6 protein-coding genes are annotated in these 6,388 nt (G+C 58.0%); 4 read left to right on the forward strand and 2 right to left on the reverse strand.

Features of this window, described 5'->3' with window-relative positions; all coding sequences use genetic code 11:
• Positions 1–37: 37 nt before the first annotated feature.
• Together ybbP and ybbA are read right to left on the reverse strand one after the other, a co-directional pair.
• Complete coding sequence (gene ybbP, locus PMI17_RS16990) at positions 38–2,455, reverse strand: putative ABC transporter permease subunit YbbP (protein WP_007890779.1); 2,418 nt, start codon at positions 2,453–2,455, stop codon at positions 38–40.
• On the reverse strand, positions 2,452–3,138 hold the full coding sequence (gene ybbA, locus PMI17_RS16995) for a putative ABC transporter ATP-binding protein YbbA (protein WP_036621564.1): 687 nt from the start codon (positions 3,136–3,138) through the stop codon (positions 2,452–2,454). The genes ybbP and ybbA overlap by 4 nt, the downstream gene beginning before the upstream one ends.
• On the opposite strand from ybbA, the gene tesA reads away from it, so the two are divergent.
• The 4 genes from tesA to PMI17_RS17015 all read left to right on the forward strand — a co-directional run.
• Positions 3,106–3,732 carry a multifunctional acyl-CoA thioesterase I/protease I/lysophospholipase L1 gene (gene tesA / locus PMI17_RS17000; protein ID WP_180823199.1) on the forward strand — a complete coding sequence of 209 codons (627 nt, stop codon included), beginning with the start codon at positions 3,106–3,108 and terminating at the stop codon, positions 3,730–3,732. The genes ybbA and tesA overlap by 33 nt on opposite strands.
• A gap of 31 nt (positions 3,733–3,763) precedes the next feature.
• Positions 3,764–4,537 carry an SDR family oxidoreductase gene (locus PMI17_RS17005; protein WP_007890782.1) on the forward strand — a complete coding sequence of 258 codons (774 nt, stop codon included), beginning with the start codon at positions 3,764–3,766 and terminating at the stop codon, positions 4,535–4,537.
• A gap of 79 nt (positions 4,538–4,616) precedes the next feature.
• On the forward strand, positions 4,617–5,471 hold the full coding sequence (locus tag PMI17_RS17010) for a co-chaperone YbbN (RefSeq protein ID WP_007890783.1): 855 nt from the start codon (positions 4,617–4,619) through the stop codon (positions 5,469–5,471).
• 486 nt (positions 5,472–5,957) lie between these two features.
• A partial coding sequence (locus PMI17_RS17015) for a hypothetical protein (RefSeq protein WP_007890784.1) occupies positions 5,958–6,388 on the forward strand: 431 nt, incomplete at its 3' end.

Raw genomic sequence — 6,388 nt, forward strand, 5'->3', positions numbered from 1 at the left:
GAGTCGACACATGCAGACCAGAACTTAAATCTAAGACTCAACCGGCATTAAAACTTCTGAACAACGCCTTCTGATTTAATAGCCTGATACCTAACCAGCCGCCGCACAATGAGAGCAACAATGCGCCACCGATCGGCAACACCATCCACAGGGTCCAGTCTGGCTGCCAGGGGAAATCAAAGATCTTGCGCTGCAATCCCCACAGCGCCGCTTCAGCGCCAAGGGCGGCGGCAATCCCCGACACCACGCCAAGCAGCGCAAACTCGCACCACAGCGTGCCGCGCAGCAGCCGTTTGCTGGCGCCGAGCGTGCGATACACCACCAGCTCCTGGCGGCGCTGACGCATACCGACCTGAATCTGTGCCAGCAATAGCAGCACGCCGCACACCGTGACCAGCACCACCATCACTTCCAGCGCCTGGCTTACCTGCGTCAACACCTGACCGATTTGGCGCATCATGCTGCCAATATCCAGCAGGCTCAGCGTCGGAAACGCGCGATTAAGCTGCGCCAGTAACGCAGGATTGCTCTCCATGCGGAAGCTGGTCAGCCAGGTCTGCGGCTGTTGATCGAGCGCACCCGGCGGGAAGATAAAGAAGAAGTTCGGACGCAAACTTTCCCAATCGACCTTACGCAAGCTGGTGATTTTGGCGCTGAACTGCTGGGTATCGCCGCTGAAAGTTAAGCTATCGCCGAGCTTCACGCCGAGACGATCCGCCAGCTCCACTTCCATTGAGACTTCACCGGCTTTTGGCGGCCAGCTGCCGGCAATCAGCGGATTGTGATCCGGACGCTCCGCCTGCCACGTTAGATTGAGCTCGCGATTGAGCGCGTTATCCAGCTTCGGATCGGCCTCCTTTCCGTTCAGCTCGGTCAGACGTGCGCGCACGATCGGGTAGAACGTTTCCGGTTTGAGGTGATGCCCGGTCAGAAAATCACTTACCTGTGGCACCTGCTCTTTGGTGATGTTCAGCAGGAAATAGTTCGGGCTATCCGGCGGCAGTTGCTGTTGCCAGCGATCGAGCAGATCGCCGCGCATCACCAGCAGCAGCGCCAGCAGCATGAATGAGAGCGAAAACGCCGCCAGCTGGCTGAGCGTCATCGCCGGTTGGCGCAGCAGACGGTTGATCGCCAGACGCAGTGCCAGATTGCGCACCACCAGCTTACGCAGCAGCAGCAGCGTGCCCCAACCGAGAAGTGCCAGAAGCAGCGCCAGCATCACCACGCCCGCCAGCAGCGCCCACAGCATTTTGCTGCCGCCCATCAGCAGCGCCAACAACCCCATTACCACCAACGCCATCGCGGGCAGATAAAAGCGCAGCGGCCAAACGTTGGCCACGGCATCCCGACGCAATACGCGCAGCGGTTGCGTCGCCATCAGCAAGCGGTAAGGACGTAAACCGACCAGCAGCGAAATCACCAACATCGCGCCAATCGCCCACAGCCACGGCCAGAAGCTCGCCGCAGGCAGCGCGCCCGGCAGCACCGGTTTCAGCATCAGCAGCAGAATCACTTCAATCCCCTGCCCTAATGCGCTGCCGACTATTGCCGCCAGCAGCAGCACCGCCAGCCACTGGCCGATGATCAGCCGTTGTAGCGCCTTGCGCGTTGCGCCGAGGGTTTTCAGCACCGCGACTAAATCGTAGCGGCTGCGACAGTAATGGCTCATCGCCACCGCCACCGCGGCAATCGCCAGCATCAGCGTCAACAGCGCGGAGAGCAGTAAAAATTGCTGCGCACGCTGCATGGATCGGCCTAGCGCATCTTCGGAGTTCTCGACGCTAATCCAGCGCTGATCGGCTTTTAGCTGCGGCTCGATCCAGCTGTCGTAGCGCGCCAGCGGTGCCGGTTCGCCGGAGAATTTATAGCGCCAGCTCAGGCGACTGCCCGGCTGCACCGCACCGGTTTTCTCCACGTCGGCCAGGTTCATCAGCAGACGCGGCGCGGTCTGGAACGGATTGAAACCGCCATCCGGCTCCTGAATCACTTCACCGGCAATACGCAGCGTGGTATCACCAACGTCTACGTTGTCGCCCACTTTCAGGTTCAGCAACGCCAGCAAACGCGGCGCGGCCAGCACCGTTCCCGCTTGCGGGCGTAAGCCGGGCGGATGGGTTTGCAGCGTGCCAAACATCGGATAGGCATCATCCACGGCTTTAACGTCTGCCAACTGCGGCGTCTCTTGGGCGAACGTCATGGTCATAAAGCTCAGCTGACGACTCACCGATAGCCCCTCGTCGCGCGCTTTATTCAGCCATGCGTCCGGCGCAGGCGAGGTGGTGCGCAGCGTACGATCGCCGGCCATAAAGTCGCGGCTCTGCTGGCTTAAGCCTTTTTCCATGCGATCGCTGATCGAACCTAGCGCCAGCACGCACGCCACCGCTAAGGTCAGCGCCAGCCAGACAATCAGCAGCGAGGGCGAGCGCCACTCGCGCCAGAACCAGCGCCAAATCATGTTTCCTCCCACAGCTTGCCGTCACGCAGCCGCAAGCGGCGGCCGCAGCGCGCTGCCAGTTGCTCATCGTGCGTCACCAGAATCAGCGTGGTGGCAAAATCGCGGTTGAGTGAGAACAGTAGATCGGCGATGCGATCGCCGGTTTTGCGGTCGAGGTTGCCCGTCGGCTCATCGGCAAACAGCAGGCCGGGACGACCGCTAAAGGCGCGCGCCAGCGCCACACGCTGCTGCTCACCGCCGGAGAGCTGCGCAGGCAGATGGTGCAGACGATCCTTCAGGCCCAGCACCGTCAGCAGCTCCACCGCCTGGCTGCGGCTTTCGCGATCGCTGTCGCCGCGCAGCAGCGCGGGCAGCTGCACATTTTCCAGCGCGTTGAGCGTTGGCACCAGCATAAAGGATTGAAAAACAAAGCCGACCTCACGCGCGCGCAGCGCAGCTCGTTGCTCCTCATTCATCGTGTGCAGCGGCTGACCGAGCAGATGCACTTCGCCGCTGCTGCCATCGTCCAGGCCCGCCAGAATGCCGAGCAGCGTGGACTTGCCCGAGCCGGACTCGCCAATCAAGGCGATGGTCTCAGCTGGTTTGACAACCAGCTCAACTCCGGTAAGGATGGTCAGCTGATGCTCCCCCTGACCGACGGACTTAGTAAGATGATGAACTGCAACAATGTTTTCCGCTGGCATTATCCCTTCCTGTTGTTATTGCTTCTGCTGGTGTCCCGATTTGCCGCCGCCGACACGTTGCTGGTGTTGGGCGACAGCCTGAGCGCCGGGTATCGCATGTCGGCTACGGCGGCGTGGCCAAGTTTGCTGAATAAAGAGTGGCAACAGCAGCCCAAAGTCGTCAACGCCAGCATCAGCGGTGATACCGCAGGACAAGGGCTGGCGCGTTTACCGAGCCTATTAAAACAGCATCAGCCCCGCTGGGTGTTAATCGAATTGGGCGGTAACGATGGCCTGCGCGGCTTTCCACCGCAGAACATCGCTGACGATCTGACCAAAGTGATCGACGAAGTGAAAGCCGCTAAAGCGCAGCCGCTGCTGATGCAGATTCGTCTGCCCGCCAATTATGGGCGTCGTTATACGGAGGCGTTTAGCGCTATCTATCCGCGCCTGGCACAGCAGTACGACATTCCTCTGGTGCCCTTCTTTATGGAGCAGGTCTACCTGAAGCCGGAGTGGATGCAGCAGGATGGAATTCACCCCAATCCGGATGCTCAGCCGTTTATCGCCAACCTGATGGCGACCGAACTGGCTCCGCTAGTAAAGCATGATTAATGCAGGCGTGTGATTTTTAACGGGTAAAGAAATGCAAAAAACAATTCTCATCACCGGCTGCTCCAGCGGCATTGGTTTGGTCGCCGCTAACGATCTTTTATCACGCGGCTATCGCGTGCTGGCCGCTTGTCGTCGCGCGGACGATGTGGCGCGCATGGAAGCGCTGGGATTTATTGGCGTGCAGCTGGATCTCGATGATGCCGCCAGCGTCGATGCCGCCGCCGACCGCGTGCTGGAGCTCACCGATCATCGCCTGCACGCGCTGTTTAATAACGGTGGTTTTGGTCAATATGGGCCGCTCAGCAGCGTGTCGCGTCAACAGCTGGAAAAGCAGTTTTCCACTAACCTGTTTGGCACCCATCAACTGACGATGCGCCTGCTACCGGCGCTGCAGGCCAGCGGCAATGGCCGCATCGTCAATACCAGTTCGGTGCTGGGATTGATCTCTACGCCAGGCCGTGGCGCGTATGCCGCCAGCAAATGGGCGCTGGAAGCCTGGAGCGATGCGCTGCGTCTTGAAGTGCGCGAGTCTGGCGTTCGCGTCAGCTTGCTCGAGCCGGGCCCCATCAGCACGCGTTTCACCGATAACGTGCATCAGGGTGAACAGGATAAACCGGTGCGCAATCCCGGTATCGCCGCGCGATTTACTCTGCCGCCGGAAGCGATTCTGCCGAAACTGCGTCACGCGTTAGAGAGCAAACATCCGCGGTTGCGTTATCCGGTGACGCTGGTCGCCTGGACGATGAGCCTGCTGAAACGCCTGCTGCCAGGTTGGATACTGGATCGCATTTTACGCAGCAACTAAGCTGCAAGTCAGAATCGAGCTTGAACCTGGGCAGCTTGCCCCCATATCCTCAACACACTTTCTGCAAAGAGACGTATTCATGTCACACGCTTTGATTATCGACATCAACGAATCCAATCTGCAACAGACCTTAGAGCAGTCGATGCAGCTGCCGGTGCTGTTCTATTTCTGGTCCGAACGCAGTCAGCATTGTCAGGAATTGACGCCGGTGCTGGATCGCCTGGCGCAGGAGTATGCCGGTCAGTTTATTTTGGCGAAGCTGGATTGCGATAAAGAGCAGATGGTGGCCTCGCAGTTTGGTCTGCGTTCCATCCCAACCGTTTATCTTTTCCAGAACGGTCAGCCGGTGGACGGCTTCCAGGGCCCGCAACCCGAAGAGGCGATTCGCGCCCTGCTGCAAAAGGTGTTGCCGCGTGAAGAAGAAGTAAAGGCGCAGCAAGCCATGCAACTGATGCACGAAGGCAAACCGCTTGACGCTCTGCCGCTGCTGAAAGATGCCTGGCAGCTGAGCAATCAAAACAGCGAAATCGGTTTCCTGCTGGCGGAAGTGCTGATCACCCTTAATCGCAGCGACGAAGCGGAAACGGTGTTGGATAAGGTACCGTTGCAGGATCAGGACACGCGTTATCAAAGCCTGATCTCGCAAATCGAGCTGCTGAAACAGGCCGCCGATACGCCAGAAATTCAGCTGTTGCAGGAACAACTGGCCGGCGATGCCGCGAATGCCGAGCTGGCGGCAAAACTTGCCTTACAGCTGCATCAGGTTGGCCGCAACGAAGAAGCGTTAGAGCTGTTGTTCGGTTTCCTGAAAAGCGATCTCAGTGCGGGTGATGGCCAGGTACGCAAGATGTTCCAGGAGATTTTGGCCGCACTCGGCACTGGCGATACCCTCGCCGCCCGCTATCGCCGCCAGCTTTACTCGCTGCTGTACTGATCGGTACTGCGCGTTAAACGGGCCGAACGACTCGGCCCGATAATCAATCTGCGGCAGGTTTTCGCAGTGCTTACGCTGTTCGCCCTGTAATTCCCCCTTCCTGGTAACCTAACTTTCCCGTATTCACTCAAGCTGCACGGTCTAACGATGCGCGGCCTGATTCGCCTCACCCTACTAGCATTGCAAATCATTGATATCCTCCCAGCATTTCATCACCCGCTTACATCACCTCCTCCTTAATGCTCCCAAGCCTGAAAACATAAAAACCAAACTTCAACGCACAAACAAACCCAACACTTAATGACACCGCAACAAACTACATAAACACTAAAAAAGTTTGCATTTAGTTTCATAGAGATAACTCAAAACTTAATGCACTGCGCAAAATAAGTGTTGCCGCAGTTTTTAGCGAGCGTAATATCCGCATCATTAAGAATTAAGTCAAAACTTAAGATAAAGTTCAATCTAACTTCCAGGAAACTAATCATGGGAAATTTCACTAAAACTCTGGTCGCTGTTGTTGTTACTTCTTCTTCGCTTTCTGCTTTAGCCGATACGGCTGCCATCAGTCGTGGTCAGGAAGCGGTAAGCCATGCCAGCCGCATGCAGTCTGCTGCGGATGCACGCGTTGCCGCAGCTTATGCTGGACGCTTCACTCACCAAGGTAGTGGCCTGAAAGGCGTTGAGGCTATGCAAGTGGATCGTGATGCCATGAGCCAAGCCGCGACCGCCCGGGCCAATGCCAATGCACAAATGGCGGGTGCCAGGAATCAGTTAGCCGGCGCCGTAGCGGGTGGTTATAACCTGCCGCATCAAGTCAACGTCCGCAAAAACTCGGACATGGCGGTAGCCCTGGCTGACGCCCGCCAGGCCGAGGCCGATCGTCAGGCTAAACAGCTCAGCGCCACCAGCTATAA

This window comes from Pantoea sp. GM01 (genome assembly GCF_000282675.1).
GTDB classification, from domain to species: domain Bacteria; phylum Pseudomonadota; class Gammaproteobacteria; order Enterobacterales; family Enterobacteriaceae; genus Pantoea; species Pantoea nemavictus.